16 protein-coding genes and 1 tRNA gene are annotated in these 14,923 nt (G+C 60.9%); 14 read left to right on the top strand and 3 right to left on the bottom strand.

Going from position 1 to position 14,923, the window contains the following annotated elements; translation table 11 throughout:
* Both ACK4OE_RS22575 and ACK4OE_RS22570 read left to right on the top strand, forming a co-directional pair.
* Positions 1–664 (top strand): alpha/beta hydrolase (locus ACK4OE_RS22575; protein ID WP_409888317.1); only part of this gene is annotated, 664 nt, incomplete at its 5' end.
* Positions 665–672: 8 nt separating this feature from the next.
* A complete protein-coding gene (locus tag ACK4OE_RS22570) occupies positions 673–1,533 on the top strand; it encodes a YbgC/FadM family acyl-CoA thioesterase (RefSeq protein WP_409888315.1) in 861 nt (286 codons plus the stop codon).
* Positions 1,534–1,615: 82 nt separating this feature from the next.
* Here ACK4OE_RS22570 and ACK4OE_RS22565 read toward each other — a convergent pair whose 3' ends face one another.
* Complete coding sequence (locus ACK4OE_RS22565) at positions 1,616–2,533, bottom strand: YgfZ/GcvT domain-containing protein (RefSeq protein ID WP_409888313.1); 918 nt, start codon at positions 2,531–2,533, stop codon at positions 1,616–1,618.
* 12 nt (positions 2,534–2,545) lie between these two features.
* Between ACK4OE_RS22565 and mltG the strand changes: the two genes are divergently transcribed.
* The 6 genes from mltG to ACK4OE_RS22535 all read left to right on the top strand — a co-directional run bounded on the left by mltG (position 2,546) and on the right by ACK4OE_RS22535 (position 7,233).
* A complete protein-coding gene (gene mltG / locus ACK4OE_RS22560; protein WP_409888311.1) occupies positions 2,546–3,562 on the top strand; it encodes an endolytic transglycosylase MltG in 1,017 nt (338 codons plus the stop codon).
* A gap of 43 nt (positions 3,563–3,605) precedes the next feature.
* Positions 3,606–4,283 (top strand): dTMP kinase, encoded by a 678-nt coding sequence (gene tmk, locus ACK4OE_RS22555; RefSeq protein ID WP_409888309.1) that lies wholly within the window; start codon positions 3,606–3,608, stop codon positions 4,281–4,283.
* Positions 4,280–5,302 carry a DNA polymerase III subunit delta' gene (locus ACK4OE_RS22550; protein ID WP_409888307.1) on the top strand — a complete coding sequence of 341 codons (1,023 nt, stop codon included), beginning with the start codon at positions 4,280–4,282 and terminating at the stop codon, positions 5,300–5,302. The genes tmk and ACK4OE_RS22550 overlap by 4 nt, the downstream gene beginning before the upstream one ends.
* Before the next feature lie 18 nt (positions 5,303–5,320).
* Positions 5,321–5,680 (top strand): PilZ domain-containing protein, encoded by a 360-nt coding sequence (locus ACK4OE_RS22545; RefSeq protein WP_409888306.1) that lies wholly within the window; start codon positions 5,321–5,323, stop codon positions 5,678–5,680.
* Positions 5,681–5,743: 63 nt separating this feature from the next.
* Positions 5,744–6,550 (top strand): TatD family hydrolase, encoded by an 807-nt coding sequence (locus ACK4OE_RS22540; RefSeq protein ID WP_409888303.1) that lies wholly within the window; start codon positions 5,744–5,746, stop codon positions 6,548–6,550.
* On the top strand, positions 6,547–7,233 hold the full coding sequence (locus ACK4OE_RS22535; RefSeq protein WP_409888301.1) for an ankyrin repeat domain-containing protein: 687 nt from the start codon (positions 6,547–6,549) through the stop codon (positions 7,231–7,233). The genes ACK4OE_RS22540 and ACK4OE_RS22535 overlap by 4 nt, the downstream gene beginning before the upstream one ends.
* A 39-nt stretch (positions 7,234–7,272) precedes the next feature.
* On the opposite strand, the gene msbA is transcribed toward ACK4OE_RS22535, so the two are convergent.
* Entirely contained in the window at positions 7,273–9,105 is a 1,833-nt protein-coding gene (gene msbA, locus ACK4OE_RS22530; RefSeq protein ID WP_409888299.1) for a lipid A export permease/ATP-binding protein MsbA, read from the bottom strand.
* 118 nt (positions 9,106–9,223) lie between these two features.
* Here msbA and tolB point away from each other — a divergent pair, with 118 nt between their 5' ends.
* The 5 genes from tolB to ACK4OE_RS22505 all read left to right on the top strand — a co-directional run bounded on the left by tolB (position 9,224) and on the right by ACK4OE_RS22505 (position 12,871).
* The gene (gene tolB, locus ACK4OE_RS22525; RefSeq protein ID WP_409888297.1) at positions 9,224–10,543 is read left to right on the top strand and encodes a Tol-Pal system beta propeller repeat protein TolB; all 1,320 of its coding nucleotides are present in this window, start codon (positions 9,224–9,226) and stop codon (positions 10,541–10,543) included.
* A 44-nt stretch (positions 10,544–10,587) separates the two neighbouring features.
* Positions 10,588–11,130 (top strand): peptidoglycan-associated lipoprotein Pal, encoded by a 543-nt coding sequence (gene pal / locus ACK4OE_RS22520; protein ID WP_409888295.1) that lies wholly within the window; start codon positions 10,588–10,590, stop codon positions 11,128–11,130.
* The gene (gene ybgF, locus ACK4OE_RS22515; RefSeq protein ID WP_409888293.1) at positions 11,130–11,921 is read left to right on the top strand and encodes a tol-pal system protein YbgF; all 792 of its coding nucleotides are present in this window, start codon (positions 11,130–11,132) and stop codon (positions 11,919–11,921) included. The genes pal and ybgF overlap by 1 nt, the downstream gene beginning before the upstream one ends.
* A 1-nt stretch (position 11,922) precedes the next feature.
* The gene (locus ACK4OE_RS22510; protein ID WP_409888291.1) at positions 11,923–12,753 is read left to right on the top strand and encodes a ThiF family adenylyltransferase; all 831 of its coding nucleotides are present in this window, start codon (positions 11,923–11,925) and stop codon (positions 12,751–12,753) included.
* A gap of 42 nt (positions 12,754–12,795) precedes the next feature.
* Positions 12,796–12,871: transfer RNA gene (locus tag ACK4OE_RS22505), tRNA-Lys, on the top strand.
* A gap of 126 nt (positions 12,872–12,997) precedes the next feature.
* On the opposite strand, the gene ACK4OE_RS22500 is transcribed toward ACK4OE_RS22505, so the two are convergent.
* Positions 12,998–14,059: an AI-2E family transporter gene (locus ACK4OE_RS22500; protein WP_409888289.1), complete on the bottom strand. Its 1,062-nt coding sequence runs from the start codon at positions 14,057–14,059 to the stop codon at positions 12,998–13,000.
* 245 nt (positions 14,060–14,304) lie between these two features.
* Between ACK4OE_RS22500 and ACK4OE_RS22495 the strand changes: the two genes are divergently transcribed.
* The coding region (locus tag ACK4OE_RS22495) for a 2-oxoglutarate dehydrogenase E1 subunit family protein (protein WP_409888287.1) at positions 14,305–14,923 on the top strand (619 nt) is incomplete at its 3' end.

Raw genomic sequence — 14,923 nt, 5'->3', positions numbered from 1 at the left:
CATTGCCACGCACGACATCCTCTGCCGTGAACTGGCGCGCCTGGCGGGCTGCATGGTGGTGTCACTGGACTACCGGCTGGCGCCCGAGCACCGCTTTCCTACCGCCACTAACGACGCTTGGGATGCGCTGCAGTGGCTTGCAACCCATGCGGCCACTTTCGGCGCAGACCCCACCCGCCTGGCTGTGGGTGGCGACAGTGCAGGCGGCACGCTCGCTGCAGTCAATGCCATCCTGGCGCGGGACGCCGGCTTGCCGCTGGCGCTGCAACTGTTGATCTACCCCGGCTGCGCAGCCCACCAGGACACGCCGTCGCACGCCACGTTTGCGCGCGGCCTGGTGTTGGAGGAGCCCGCCATCAGCTGGTTCTTCGGCAATTACGTGCACAGCCGCGAAGAGCGCGAGGACTGGCGTTTTGCCCCGCTGCACGCGCCCGATGTCGATGGCGTTGCTCCCGCCTGGGTGGGGCTGGCCGAATGCGATCCACTGGTCGATGAAGGCATCGACTATGCCGACAAGCTGCGCTTGGCCGGTGTGCCGGTGGACCTGGAAATCTACCGGGGTGTGACCCACGAATTCATCAAGATGGGCCGCGCTATTCCTGAAGCGCGCAAGGCCCATGCCGACGCCGCTGGTGCGCTGCGCCGGGCTTTTTCCATGGAGTGACTTAAAAAATGCAACGCAGTGACTTCCGATGTTTCCACCGCCTGCGCGTGCGCTGGGCCGAGGTGGACATGCAAAAAATCGTGTTCAACGGGCACTACCTCATGTACATCGACACGGCCATGTCTGACTACTGGCGCGGGCTGGCCTTGCCCTACGAGGCCAGCATGCAGACCCTGGGCGGCGAGATGTACGTGAAGAAGGCCACGCTCGAATACCACGCATCGGCGCGCCTCGATGACACGCTGGACGTGGGGCTGCGCTGCGCCCGCGTGGGCAATTCGTCCAGCTTGTTCGAGGCAGGCATTTTCAGCGGCGACCAGTTGCTGGTGTCGGGTGAGTTGGTCTATGTGTTTGCGGACCCGGCCACCCAAACCTCGCGGCCGGTGCCGCCTGCGCTGCGCGCGATCTTCGAAACCTTCGAGGCGGGCGCCGAGATGGCCGAGGTCAAGACCGGCGACTGGAACGCGTTGGGGCGGGATGCGGCGCGTTTGCGCACCGCGGTGTTTGTCCATGAGCAACGCATTCCGGCCGAGATCGAAGCCGATGCGCTGGACGCCACCGCGCGCCATGCGGTGGTCTACAACCGCCTGGGTATGCCTGTGGCCACTGGGCGCCTGCTGCAGGCCGCGCCCCGCGTGGGGCGCATCGGGCGCATGGCGGTAGACCGGTCGGTGCGCGGGGCGCAGTGGGGGCGCCATGTGCTGGACGCATTGGTGCAAGCCGCCCGCGACCGGAGAGACGGCGAGGTGCAACTGCACGCGCAACGCAGCGCCGAAGGGTTTTATCGCCGAGCCGGGTTTGCCGTGGTGGGCGAGCCGTGGCAAGAGGCAGGTCTTACGCACATTGCGATGGTGCGGCAGTTGCAGTGATATGCTATAAAAATGTGAGCTACTAGCGCTTTACCATTAAGCGCTAGAGCCATTTTTTGCTAAAAATTCATTTTGACTTCAGTCAGATGTCTTCGAGCAGGCTGTAGGGCAGGGGCAACAGGGACAACGCCACGCCGTCTGGAGCACCCACCTGCAGGCCCTGCGCCTGCGCAGCGGCCACTTGCAGCGACACGATGACGTCAAAGCCACCTTCGGGAGCCGCTGCCACTTGCACCACGGTGCCACACGGCTGTTCCAGGTCGGTGGTTGCAAACACTTCTGATCCCACAGCCACATCCGCTGGCGCATGCGCAATATAGGCTCGGCGCTTGAGCGTTCCACGAAACTGGCTGCGCGCCACGACCTCCTGGCCTGGATAGCAGCCCTTCTTGAAGTTCACCCCACCCACCGATTCGTAGTTGAGCATCTGCGGCACAAATGCCTCGAACACCGGCGTGGTCAACGTGGCCACACCGCTGCGCACCTCGCTCCATTGCCACAGTGCTGGGTCCAGCGCGGAGCCTTGGGGGGAGGGCGTGCCCACCGGCGCCACCCACAGGGCGCGGGGTTGTCCGACGGCGGGGTACAAATGAACGACCGTTGCGGCGCCGACGTCCGTCTTTGCCCAGGTCGCCTGGTTGCTGCCTGCTGCTGTGGCCGCTGTATCGCCGACCAGGCCATACAAGGCAAACTCGCCCGTGGCGTCCGTCAGTTTCGCTTTCGCCCGCATCACGAACATTGACAGGCGCTTGAGCGTGGGGGCCAGCAGGTCATAGCTGCAGACGAGCAGCACCTCGGTGGCGCTCCGCTTGAAGCCGAGGAAAGTCGCCTGCATGCGGCCTTTTGCCGACAAAAATGCGGCGAGGCGGGCCTGATCGAAGCCCAGCAGGGCGAAATCCTGGGTGAGCTGGCCGTTTAGAAACTTGGCGGCGTCTTCGCCTTCCACGCGAATCACGCCGAGATGGGACAGGGGGGCAATGCCGTTCAAGGGGTAAGTCATCGCTGAATTATGATGCCCGCTCCCATCTATGAAGGCAGCAAGGTTGTGCGACGTTTACTGGTTCTGATCGTGTTGGCGGTGATCGCGTCGGGTGGTGCGGCTTTCTGGTGGCTGCACCAGCCCATGGTGGCTGGCAGTGAGGCGCTGGAGCTGGCCATTGAGCCTGGCACCACACCCCGTGGCGTGGCCCGCGACGTGGTGACTGCGGGCGCGCAGACCGACGCGCGCCTGCTCTATGCATGGTTTAGATTCTCTGGCCAGGACCGTGCCATCAAGGCGGGCAACTACGAAATTCCCCCTGGCACCACGCCCCACAGCCTGCTGCAGAAACTGGTGCGCGGCGAAGAAAGCCTGCGCGCCATCACCTTGGTCGAAGGCTGGAACTGGCGCCAGGTGCGCCAGGCGCTGGCGCGGGAAGACCAGCTCAAGCCCGACTCTGCCAGCCTGACCGATGAAGCGCTGATGGCCCAACTGGGGCGGCCTGGCGTGCACCCGGAGGGGCGATTCTTCCCGGATACCTACACCTATGCCAAAGGCTCCAGCGACATCGCGCTGTTGCGCCGCGCCATGCACGCAATGGACCGGCGTCTGGAAGCCGCCTGGGCCCAGCGCGCAGCGGACACGCCGCTTAAGTCGCCCGACGATGCTTTGATATTGGCCAGCATCGTCGAAAAGGAAACCGGCCGCGCCAGCGATCGCGCACAGATCGCCGGTGTTTTTGCCAACCGCCTGCGTATTGGAATGTTGCTGCAGACCGACCCGACGGTCATCTATGGCCTCGGCGAAAAGTTTGACGGCAACCTGCGTCGGCGCGACCTGCAGACCGACACGCCGTGGAACACCTACACCCGAGGTGGTCTGCCACCCACGCCGATTTCCATGCCGGGCAAGGCGTCACTGCTGGCGGCCGTGCAGCCCGAAGCCACGCGCGCCCTGTACTTTGTGGCCAAGGGCGACGGCACCAGTCACTTCAGCGCGTCGCTCGACGAACACAACCGCGCCGTCAACCGCTACCAGCGTGGCCAGTGATCGGCGCAAGCCTGCGGCCCCGCTTGATCAACCCAAGGTTTTCATGTCACGACCCGGTCTTTTCATCACCTTTGAAGGCATCGACGGGGCAGGCAAGTCCTCGCATATCGACGGCCTGGCGGCGGCTTTTCGGGCCCAGGGCCGTTCGGTCACCGTGAGCCGCGAGCCCGGTGGCACACCGCTGGCCGAAAAGCTGCGCGACATGGTGTTGAACGACGCCATGGATGCGCTGACCGAGTCGCTGCTGATCTTTGCTGCACGCCGCGACCACCTTCGCAACGTCATCGAGCCCGCCCTGGCGCGGGGCGACGTAGTGCTGTGTGACCGGTTTACTGACGCCACGTTTGCGTACCAGGGGGCAGGGCGCGGCTTCGATCTTGGAGTGCTATCAACATTAGAGCGTCTTGCGCAGACGGGACTAGCGCTAGACCCTGATTTGATGCGTGAGCCCGACCTGACGGTGTGGTTTGACCTGGCCCCCGAGGTCGCCGCCGAGCGCCTAGCCGGTGCGCGCGTTCCCGACCGCTTTGAGGCCCAGCCCATAGAGTTTTTCCGCCGTGTGGCCCAAGGTTATGCGGACCGCGCAGCCGCTGCACCCCATCGCTTTGCCCGCCTTGATGCAGCGCAGGACCGGCACCGCGTGTGGCAGCAGCTGACCAGCGTCTTTGTGCGCAAAGGCTGGCTGGCCATCATGGTTGCCAACCAGGGGGTGACACGATGAGCGATGCAGCGCTTACTGCGGCTACGGCTGCCCTTGCGCCATGGATTGCCGCGCAGCGCACCAGCCTGTTGGCCCAGCGCGGCCACGCCTGGTTATTGCAAGGGCCATCGGGACTGGGGCAATACCGCCTGGGGATGGAGTTGGTGCGCGCGTGGTTGTGTGATGCGCCGACGGACCAAGGTGCCTGTGGCCAGTGCAGCAGTTGCCACGCCATCGACGTGCGCACGCATGCCGACCTGTGCGTGCTGATGCCCGAGGTGCAGATGATGGCGCTGGGCTGGCCCCTGTCGGAAAAGGCCCAGGCGGACATTGACGACAAAAAGCGCAAGCCCAGCCGCGAGATCCGGGTAGAGGCCATGCGCGACGCGGTCGAGTTCTCTCAGCGCACGTCAGCGCGGGGGCGAGGCAAGGCCGTTCTGGTGTACCCGGCCGAGCAGATGAACCACATCACGGCCAATGCGCTGCTCAAAACACTGGAAGAACCGCCCGGGGACGTGCGGTTTGTGCTGGCCAGCGAAGCCGCCCACCAGTTGCTGCCCACCATCCGCAGCCGCTGCCTGGGCCACACCATGGTCTGGCCGGTGGACGGCGAGATGCTCGCCTGGATGCAGGCACAAGGCATCGCGCGTGACGCAGCAACGTCTTTTTTACGTGCCGCCGGCGGTCGGCCCGATGACGCGCTGGCGCTGGCGCATTCCGGCCGCAGTCCACAGGCATGGTCGGCCTTGCCGCAGGCCGTGGCGCGCGGTGATGTGACCGCGCTGGGCGACTGGGCGCCAGCGCAGGTCATAGATGCGTTGCAAAAGCTATGCCACGACCTGCTGGCCGCCCATGTCGGCGCTGCCCCGCGCTACTTTGCGCCCGCAGACCTGCCTAAAGCACCTTCGCTGGGAGCGCTCACGCGTTGGTCGCGCGCCTTGACCAAGGCGGCGCGCACGGCGGATCACCCGTTCAACGCCGGACTCATGCTGGAGGCGCTTGTCGCTCAGGCGCGAAACACCCTACACTCCAAGCACTAAGCCATAGACACCCCACCCATGAGCAGTCCATCCACCGCGCCCCGCCCCAGCGTCATGCAGCTGGCCATCAAGGAAAAGGGGGCCCTGTACGCGGCCTACATTCCCTTTTTTGCTGAAGGGGGCATTTTTGTCCCGACCCAGCGGGACTACAAGCTGGGGGATGATGTGTATGTGCTGCTGACTTTGCCGGACGACACGCAACGTTATCCCGTAGCTGGCCGCGTGGCTTGGGTGACGCCTGCCCGGGCCGCTGGCAACCGCACGCAAGGTGTTGGCATCCAATTCCCTAAGGACGAAAAGTCCCGTCAGCTGAAGCTCAAGATCGAAGAGTTGCTGGGCACTGCCCTCGGCTCTGATCGCCCGACCCAAACGATCTGACTTTCTGGCTGGTGTCCATGCCGACCCGCGCAGGCTGGTCGGCATTTTATTTTTTGAAACTGCATGTTTACTGATTCGCACTGTCATCTCAACTTTCCGGAGCTGGTAAGCCAGTTACCTGCCATCCGCCAGGCCATGGAAGCGGCGCAAGTGACGCGGGCCTTGTGCATATGCACCACGCTGGAAGAGTTCGAGTCCGTCCACGGCCTGGCCATGGCCCATGACAACTTCTGGAGCACGGTGGGGGTTCACCCGGATAACGAAGGCGTGACCGAGCCCACCGTCCAGGACTTGCTGACCCGTGCAGCCCTGCCCCGGGTGGTGGCCATCGGCGAAACGGGGTTGGACTATTACGGCATGGAGGACCGCAAGGGCGGGCGCAGCATTGCCGACCTGGAGTGGCAGCGCGACCGCTTTCGCAACCACATCCGCGCGGCCCGCGCGTGTGAGAAGCCGTTGGTCATTCACACCCGCAGCGCGTCTGAAGACACGCTGTCGATCTTGCGGGAGGAGGGTGAAGATGGCGTCGCCAACCGGGCCGGGGGGGTGTTTCACTGCTTCACCGAGTCCATGCAGGTCGCGCGGGCGGCGCTGGATCTGGGGTACTACATTTCGTTCTCCGGCATTGTGACCTTCAAGAGTGCGCAGGAGCTGCGCGACGTGGTGGCCTTCGTCCCGCTGGACAGAATGCTTATCGAGACCGACAGCCCCTATCTCGCTCCGGTACCGTACCGGGGCAAAACCAACAACCCTTCGTACGTGCCCTACGTGGCCCGGCAGGTGGCAGAAACCAAAGGCATCGCACTGGAATCAGTCGCAGAGGCCACCAGCCACAATTTCAACATTCTGTTCAAGGGGGTGGCGGTATGACGGCCTTGCATCGGCGCGCCACGTTGGCGGCCCTCGCGCTCGCAGCTTGCGGGGTTTTTTCGGTGCCTGCGCAAGCGGGCGCTTTCGAGGACTTTTTTATCGCAATACAGCGTGACGACGGTGATGCCATCACGGTGTTGCTGCGCCGTGGGTTTGATCCGAACACACGGGATCCCAAGGGACAAGTGGGGCTGACGCTGGCGTTGCAAGGCGGCTCAATCAAGGCATTCAACGCACTGATGGCCGCGCGGCAAACCAATGTGGAGGCGCGCAATGGGCAGGATGAAAGCCCGTTGATGATGGCCGCCCTCAAGGGGAACGTCGATGCCGTCAAGGCGCTGATTGCGCGCGATGCGGATGTGAACAAAACCGGGTGGGCACCGCTGCACTACGCGGCATCGGCGGGGTCACCCCAGCACGCGCAAATCATCTCGCTGCTGCTGGAGCGCCACGCCTACATCGATGCCGCGTCTCCCAATGGAACCACACCACTCATGATGGCCGCACACTACGGCTCGACCGAGGCTGTGCAATTGCTGCTGGAAGAGGGTGCCGACCCCACGCTCAAGAACCAGTTGGGGCTCACGGCCACCGACTTCGCCATGCGCGCGAGCCGCACGGATTCTGCCGAGAAGATCGCAGCCGCTATCCGAAAGCGGCAACCGAACCGGGGCAAGTGGTAAGCAAGTGTTTTGCTCTCTTTGCTCGGGTTACCGTGCTTGTTAGGCAAGCCCGCGTGGCACAACCGCTTGGTTCGTAGGCAAGCGTTCATCAACCGCTGCAGGACGTGTTTGAAGGCGCGCATAAAGCCCGCCGCGTGCCATCAACTCATCGTGTGTGCCTTGTTCGGCAATACGACCCCGTTCCATCACCACCACACGGTTTGCGTGTTCAATGGTAGACAGGCGGTGGGCAATCACCAGCGTGGTACGCCCCTGCATCAGCCGCTGTAGCGCTTCCTGCACCAGGCGCTCCGATTCGGTGTCCAGGGCCGAGGTGGCCTCGTCCAGAATCAGGATGGGAGCGTCCTTGTACAGCGCACGCGCAATCGCCAGGCGCTGGCGCTGCCCGCCAGACAACTGTGTGGCGTTGTGGCCCACCACCGTGTGAATGCCCTGTGGAAGTGCTGCCACATGCTCTGCCAGATTTGCCGCTGCCAAGCATTCATGTACGCGTTTTTCATCCACTGCATGACCGAGTACAACGTTGGCTGCAATGGTGTCATTGAACATCACCACGTCCTGGCTGACCATGGCGAACTGTGATCGGAGCGACCCCAGGTCCCATTCGGGAAGGGCGTGCCCGTCTACCAAAATCTGGCCAGACGCAGGCAGTGCAAAGCGCGGCAAAAGGTTGACTAGCGTGGTCTTGCCTGCACCCGATGGGCCCACCAACGCAACGATCTCGCCAGGCTCGACCCGCAGGCTCACTCGGTCCAGCGCGGGCGTGTGATCGGGTCCAAACGACACCGTCACGTTGTCAAGTGTGAGTGCGCCTTGTGCGCGGTCTACGCGGTGCTGGCCACCGGTTTCGGCCCCCGTGTCTCCAAGCAGTCCCAGGCCCCGCTCCAGTGCCGCCACGCCGCGCGTGATCGGGCTGGCCACGTCCGCCAGACGCCGTATGGGGGCGATGAGCATCAACATGGCCGTAATGAATGACACGAAGCCACCGACCGTGACATCTTTGGTGTCCACAACGCCACGGCTTTGCCACAGAGCGATGCAAATTACGACCGACAACGCCGCCGCGGCGAGCAGTTGGGTCAGCGGGGTCATGGCAGCGGATGCAATGGTGGATTTGATCGCAAGCCGCCGCAAACTTTGGCTGAGGCCCGCAAAGCGGCTGGCTTGGTCGGCCTGCGCACCATGCAGTCGCACCATGCGATGCGCGAGCACGTTTTCTTCCACCACGTAGGCCAGCTCATCCGTGGCCTGCTGGCTGCTTTTGGTCAGGTGATAGAGGCGGCGCGACAGCGTTTTCATGATCCAGGCGACCCCGGGCACCACCACCGCAACAATCAGGGTGAGCTGCCAGTTCAGGTAAAGCAGGTAGACCAGCAGAGCCACCAGTGTGAAACCATCGCGCGAGAGCCCCAGCAGCGCTTGCACAAGCAGTGTGGCGCCCGTTTGAACCTCGTACACCACGGTGTTCGACAAGGTACTGGCAGACTGGCGTGTAAACAACCCCATTTCTGCTGCCAGTACGCGCGCAAAAAGTGCCTGCCGCAGTGCCAGCATGCCCTCGTTGGCTATGCGTGCAAGCGCGTATTGGCCGACAAACTGAGCAACACCCCGCACAAGAAAAACCCCGAGGATGGCCACCGGCACCATCCAAAGCTGCAGGGTGCCCTGGGTGAAACCTTTGTCCAGCAGCGGCTGTAGCAGTGCGGGGATAAGTGGCTCTGTGATCGCCCCGACAAGAGTGGCCACTACGGCCACAGTCCATGCCATGCGCTGATTGCCAAAGTACACGGACAGGCGCCTAAGGCGCGCGGTCAGGCTGGGCGCGGTGGGAGATTCTTGGGAAGGCGTTGCGCCAGTGTCTGTAGATTGCATGCGTTCGCGATTTTACGGTTGCGAACTTTTGCCCGCACAGTTTGTCACAGGGGCTTCTCTGCTGTGTGTAACATCCAGGTTTGCCCTTCGGCCCCTGTTCAGCGAATGCTGGCTGCCAATGACCACTGATCGCAACTCCCAAAACCCAATTTCCGCGGCCCCGCCGCATCCGTTGCGCCGCCACATGCTGGCCGCGCTGATTGCCACCCCCTCCCTGCCAGCGCTGGCCCAGTTCCGCGTAGAGGTGGTGGGCGTGGGCTTGACCCAGCGGCCCATTGCGGTTGCTTCGTTCCGTTCAGAAGCGCAGTCGCCGCAAAAAATCTCTGCGATTGTGCTGGCCGACCTGGAACGCAGCGGCCAATTTGCTGCCGTTGACGCGACCGGCGCATCGCTGGATGAGACCTCGCGGCCCGACGTGGCTCTGTGGAAGCAAAGGAATGCGGAGTCGTTGGCTACCGGCAGCGTCACGCGCTTGGCAGATGGTCGGTTCGATGTCCGGTTCAGGCTTTGGGACGTGGTCAAGGGGCAGGACCTGGGTGGACAAAGTTTTGTCGTTACTCAGGGCGACCTTCGACTTGTGTCCCACCGCATCGCCGATTTCATCTATGAAAAGCTGACGGGCGAGCGAGGCGTATTTTCTACGCGTATTTCGTATGTGACCAAAACGGGGTCGCGGTACAGCCTCTGGGTGGCTGATTCCGATGGTGAAAATGCCCAGTCCGCATTGTCGAGCCCCGAGCCCATCATTTCGCCAGCCTGGTCACCCAATGGCGGACAACTGGCGTATGTGTCCTTTGAGTCGCGCAAACCCGTGGTATACGTTCACGATGTCGCCTCAGGACGCAGGCGCCTGATTGCAAACTTCCGTGGCTCCAACAGTGCTCCGGCCTGGGCTCCAGATGGACGCTCATTGGCGGTGACGTTGAGTCGCGACGGGGGTTCCCAGCTGTACACGATTGATGCAAACGGCGGAGAGCCGCGGCGACTCATGCAGAGCGCTGGCATCGACACTGAGCCTTCTTTTTCTGGTGATGGTCGTTTCATTTATTTCGTCAGTGACCGGGGCGGTGCGCCCCAGATCTACAAGGTCGGTGCTTCCGGGGGTAACGCCGAGCGTGTCACTTTCACTGGCAGCTACAACATTTCGCCCAGCGTCAGTCCGGACGGGCGCTGGCTTGCATACATTTCGCGCGTGGGTGGAGCGTTCAAGTTGCACGTCATGGACCTTTCGACAGGAACAGTCAATGCAGTGACTGACAGCGCTGCCGATGAGAACCCCAGTTTTGCTCCCAATAGCAAGCTCATCGTTTACGCCACCCAACAGCAAGGTCGGGAGTCTTTGATGACGACTACCCTTGACGGAAAAATAAAAGCCCGCCTTGCGGGGCAGGCGGGGGACATTCGCGAACCGGACTGGGGTCCGTTTCAAAAGCAGTGAACTTTCACACTAATTCAGTTATCAAGTTTTCAGGAGATTTTTGGATGATCAAACGTATAACCTTTGCCCTTACTATCGTAGCGCTCGTTGCAGGATGCAGCTCTGGCGTCAAGTTGGACGATGTGCCGGTAGAAGACAAAACAGCCACATCGACCATGGGTGGCGCAAACAGCGGTGCAAACTCTGGCACCACAGGTGAAAGCGGAGTCCGGGGTGTCGATTTGAACCAGTCTGGCCGCGACGGTGCGGGCCCCGTAGGCGTCAGCCGCATCGTCTATTTTGACTATGACAGCTATGTGATCAAGTCCGAGTTCCAGTCATTGATCGAAGCCCATTCACGCTTCATCAAGGCAGGCCAAGGCCGCAAGGTGATGATCGAAGGCCACACCGATGAGCGTGGCGGCCGTGAGTACAACCTCGCGTTGGGTCAAAAACGTGCAGAGGCCGTGCGCCGCTCGTTCGCCCTGCTGGGCGTTCCAGAAAGCCAGATGGAAGCCGTGAGTTTTGGTAAAGAAAAGCCGGCGGCCCAGGGTGGCACTGAAGACGTGCATTCGCAAAATCGTCGCGCTGAACTCTCGTACCGCTAATGCAAAAGCAAATCTCGCCCAATCTTCATAGAACCTTCGCTGTGCTGGCTCTGACGGTGCTGTTAGCGCCGTCCGGCCACGCGGCGTTGTTCGAGGATGGTGAAGCCCGGCGTGCCATCATTGAAATGCGCCAGCGGGTTGATGGCCTTCAGCAGTCTGGACAAAGATCTGCCGAAGAGTTGCGTAAGCTGAATGAGGAAAACAGCCAGCTTCGCAGAAGCTTGCTGGATTTGCAGAATCAGATTGAAACTCTTCGCGCTGATCAGGCAAAACTGCGAGGCCAGAACGAGCAGTTGCTCAAAGATGCTGCCGACTTGCAACGCCGCCAAAAAGACATTGCCCAAGGGGTAGATGAGCGTTTGCGCCAGTTTGAGCCCGTCAATGTAAAGCTCGACGGCCAAGAATTTCAGGCAGACCCTGCTGAAAAGCGCGACTTTGAAGCGGCTTTGACAGTGTTCCGTTCGGGCAAGTTTCTCGAGGCGGGGGCTGCGTTTGCAGCCTTTGTAAGGCAATACCCGCGCAGCGGATACGCGCCAACGGCACGTTTTTGGCTCGGTAATGCGCAGTACGCTACCCGCGACTACAAAGAGGCCATCAACAACTTCAAATTGATGTTGTCTGAAGCGCCTACCCATGCGCGCGCACCTGAAGCAGCTTTATCCATCGCCAACTGCCAGATCGAGCTCAAGGACACCCGTACTGCACGTAAAACGCTGGAAGACCTCGTGCGAGCCTATCCACAGTCCGAAGCAGCCATGGCTGCCAAGGAGCGCCTGTCACGGTTGAAATAACGTGGCAGCCGTGCAGGAACTGCCTCTGGGCGCTATCAACGAATCTGATGAAGACACGGCGCTTCAGCGCCGATTTGGCGGCTTGGAGCGTCTGTATGGAGTTGCTGGTGCTTCGCGTATCCGTAGTGCGCATGTGGTGGTCGTTGGTATTGGCGGCGTGGGTTCTTGGGCCGCAGAGGCATTAGCGCGAAGCGGGGTGGGGTGGATCACTTTGATCGATCTTGATCATGTCGCCGAGTCCAATATCAATCGGCAGATTCATGCGCTGTCGTCCACTGTGGGTCAAGCTAAAGTTCTGGCTATGCGCGACCGAATTGCCCAGATCCATCCGGGGTGTGTCGTGCAGTGCATCGACGAGTTTGTCGAGCCGGAAAATTGGCCTGGACTGCTCCCGGTGGGGCATGTGGATGCGCTCATTGATGCATGTGACCAGGTGAAGGCCAAAACTGCTTTGGCGGTCTGGGCGATGAAGGCAGGCGTTGCCCATATCGCCGTGGGTGCGGCAGGGGGCAAGCGGCATGCACACAAAGTCGATATTGATGACTTGTCTAAGACCACACATGACCCGTTGTTGGCGCAAGTGCGCTACCGCTTGCGCAAATTTCATCGTGCACCGCGCGAAGGCAAGAGCATCGGTGTGGCGTGTGTCTTTAGCCGAGAGGCCGTTGCGCCACCCGATGCCTCATGCAGCGTTGATGGCGATGGCTCGCTCAACTGTCACGGCTATGGTTCTGTCGTGGCGGTCACTGCAACGTTCGGACAATGTGCTGCAGGGTGGGTGTTGGACAAACTTGCTACAAGTATCCAAAAGCCTCCAAAAACGACGCTATAATTCAAGGCTTTGCAGCTACCGCCTAGATAGTTGCAACAGGTTGGGACGTTAGCTCAGTTGGTAGAGCAGCGGACTTTTAATCCGTTGGTCACAAGTTCGAATCTTGTACGTCCTACCACCCTATTTAAAGCGCAAGTCGCTAAAGTTCAAAGGCCTCCTACTGGAGGCCTTTGTTTTTTTGGTTCCGTTTCGCCGTGGGCCGCGAGCAGCGGTTGTTTGCCACTTTAACAGCCCTATATTTCACTCAGCTGGTGGTGACGTCAATGTGGCTGGGTGCGAAAAGATCCCAACAGGCCATGAATAGTGCAGCGATCACTGGTCCAATGACGAAACCTGTAAGCCCGAACATGGACATTCCCCCGAGGGTGGATATCAGCACAACATAGTCCGGCATCTTGGTGTCTTTGCCCACTAGGATGGGGCGCAGCACGTTGTCGACCAGGCCGATTACGAAGATGCCGTAGGCGGTCAGAACCACCCCTTGCCACACGGCGCCGGTTGCTAGGAAATAGATGGCAACAGGCACCCAGATCAGCCCCGCCCCAACGGCTGGAAGCAATGACAGGAAAGCCATCAATACCCCCCAGAGCACGGGCCCTTGAATCCCCAGAATCCAGAAAATTATCCCGCCAAGGGCCCCCTGTGATGCTGCGACAACGATGTTGCCCTTGACGGTGGCGCGAATCACTGTGGTGAACTTGCTGACCAGTTGTCGCTTGTGCGGTTCATCCAAGGGTGTCGCCTGGCCGATGCGCAGAGCGAGACTCGAACCGTCGCGCAGCAGAAAAAACAGCAGGTAAAGCATGATGCCGAAGCTCACGACGAACTGAAGTGTGTTTTGGCCGATGTTCAAGGCTTGTGTTGCCACAAATTGGCTGGCTTGCACCGCCACAGATGAAAACTTCTGTTGCAGCTCGCCCATCGTGGTCAGGTTCAGCCGATCCAGCAGGCTTGCTGCCCACTCTGGCAGTGCAGCGATCACCTGTTGCAGATAAAGGCCGAAGTTCAGCTGTCCTGAGCGGATCCGGTCGTAAATCACTGTTGCCTCTTGAATCAGCGACACAGTGATGGCTGACATGGGCAGGATGACAACCACGAGGCAGAGTCCCAATGTGCACAGTGCTGCCATGTTCCTGCGCTTTGGCATCCGTCGGAGCAATTTGCGGTGCAAAGGTGCAAAGAGAATTGCAAGGATGATTCCCCAGAACACCGCGCCGTGGAATTGCCACAGGATGGCTCCGAAAGCGATGGTCACGAGGATCAGCAGGAGCAGGAAAGCTTTGTTCTGAAGGGTCGAAGATGTCATGTTTTCGCCTGGCAATGGAATACCCGGAAATGTACGCGAGCACTTGTTATTGCCTTCAGTTTGGGCCGGATTTGTTGGGCGTGCGAAACCACTCTGTTTGGGTGCAGTCCCGTTCGGTGGCACAATGGCGCCCGTACCAAGGCCCTTCCCTAGCCACAGTCGCATCCGCCAACCGGTTCAGCCGTGTCGCGGAAGGTTTCTCAACCAGCTAATGCTTTCCCAAGGAAAGCGGAGGTCAGCGGAATATGAGCGATACGACGTCCGTCTATCAAGCCTACCAAGGCAACACTTACCTCTTCGGCGGCAATGCGCCCTATGTCGAAGAGATGTACGAGAACTACCTCGAAAACCCCGGCAGCGTGCCAGACAACTGGCGCGAGTACTTCGACGCACTGCAGCATGTGCCTGCAGTCGATGGCTCCAATGCCAAAGACGTTCCCCACCTTCCTGTCATCAATGCGTTTGCTGAACGCGCAAAACAGGGCGGCACCAAGGTGGTTGTGGCAACGGGCGCTGACTCGGAGTTGGGCCGCAAGCGCACTGCGGTGCAGCAACTGATTGCCGCCTATCGCAATGTGGGCCAGCGCTGGGCGGATTTGGACCCCCTGAAGCGCACCGAGCGCCCTGCAATTCCTGAGCTGGAACCATCGTTTTACGGCTTCAGCGACGCTGACCAGGAAACTGTGTTCAACACCAGCAACACGTTCTTTGGCAAAGAGTCGATGCCCCTGCGCGAGTTGATTAACGCGCTGCGCGAAACATACTGCGGCTCCATCGGCGCCGAGTACATGTATGCCACTGACCAGAACCAGAAGCGCTGGTGGCAGGAAAAGCTGGAAAAGATCCGCAGCAAGCCCAGCTTTG

This window comes from Acidovorax sp., from assembly GCF_046314175.1.
GTDB lineage: Bacteria > Pseudomonadota > Gammaproteobacteria > Burkholderiales > Burkholderiaceae_C > Acidovorax.
The sequence above is the reverse complement of the archived record's forward strand: the minus strand, read 5'-3'. Positions and strand labels throughout refer to the sequence as shown.

Coding starts and splice junctions, on each gene's coding strand:
- mltG (WP_409888311.1), top strand. CDS start 2,546: ATGCCCGCTCCCATCTATGAAGGCAGCAAGGTTGTGCGACGTTTACTG.
- ACK4OE_RS22500 (WP_409888289.1), bottom strand. CDS start 14,059: ATGACATCTTCGACCCTTCAGAACAAAGCTTTCCTGCTCCTGCTGATC.
- ACK4OE_RS22540 (WP_409888303.1), top strand. CDS start 5,744: ATGTTTACTGATTCGCACTGTCATCTCAACTTTCCGGAGCTGGTAAGC.
- ACK4OE_RS22545 (WP_409888306.1), top strand. CDS start 5,321: ATGAGCAGTCCATCCACCGCGCCCCGCCCCAGCGTCATGCAGCTGGCC.
- tmk (WP_409888309.1), top strand. CDS start 3,606: ATGTCACGACCCGGTCTTTTCATCACCTTTGAAGGCATCGACGGGGCA.
- tolB (WP_409888297.1), top strand. CDS start 9,224: ATGACCACTGATCGCAACTCCCAAAACCCAATTTCCGCGGCCCCGCCG.
- msbA (WP_409888299.1), bottom strand. CDS start 9,105: ATGCAATCTACAGACACTGGCGCAACGCCTTCCCAAGAATCTCCCACC.
- ACK4OE_RS22535 (WP_409888301.1), top strand. CDS start 6,547: ATGACGGCCTTGCATCGGCGCGCCACGTTGGCGGCCCTCGCGCTCGCA.
- ybgF (WP_409888293.1), top strand. CDS start 11,130: ATGCAAAAGCAAATCTCGCCCAATCTTCATAGAACCTTCGCTGTGCTG.
- ACK4OE_RS22550 (WP_409888307.1), top strand. CDS start 4,280: ATGAGCGATGCAGCGCTTACTGCGGCTACGGCTGCCCTTGCGCCATGG.
- ACK4OE_RS22565 (WP_409888313.1), bottom strand. CDS start 2,533: ATGACTTACCCCTTGAACGGCATTGCCCCCCTGTCCCATCTCGGCGTG.
- ACK4OE_RS22570 (WP_409888315.1), top strand. CDS start 673: ATGCAACGCAGTGACTTCCGATGTTTCCACCGCCTGCGCGTGCGCTGG.
- pal (WP_409888295.1), top strand. CDS start 10,588: ATGATCAAACGTATAACCTTTGCCCTTACTATCGTAGCGCTCGTTGCA.